This window comes from Paraburkholderia sp. SIMBA_027, from assembly GCF_046535315.1.
In the GTDB taxonomy this organism is placed as follows: domain Bacteria; phylum Pseudomonadota; class Gammaproteobacteria; order Burkholderiales; family Burkholderiaceae; genus Paraburkholderia; species Paraburkholderia tropica.
The window spans coordinates 1-229 of the sequence record NZ_JAWRWY010001757.1; the positions used below are offsets into that span (position 1 = coordinate 1).

At 60.7% G+C, this 229-nt stretch carries 1 protein-coding gene; it reads left to right on the plus strand.

The window, feature by feature from the left end; genetic code table 11:
• Positions 1-229: aminotransferase class V-fold PLP-dependent enzyme (locus tag SB764_RS45185; RefSeq protein WP_410867461.1), on the plus strand; the 229-nt coding region annotated here is incomplete at both ends.

A 229-nucleotide genomic window follows, 5' to 3' on the forward strand; every position in this document is an offset into this window, starting at 1 on the left:
GAAGAACATCGGCATGGCGGGCGTGACGGTCGTGATCGTGCGCGAAGACATGCTGGATCGGGCGCAGTCGATCTGCCCGTCGGCGTTCGAATGGAAGACCGTCGCCGAGAACAATTCGATGTACAACACGCCGCCCACCTACGCGATCTACATCGCCGGGCTGGTGTTCAAGTGGCTGAAGAAGCAGGGCGGCCTTGCCGCGATAGAAGCGCGTAACCTCGAAAAGTCG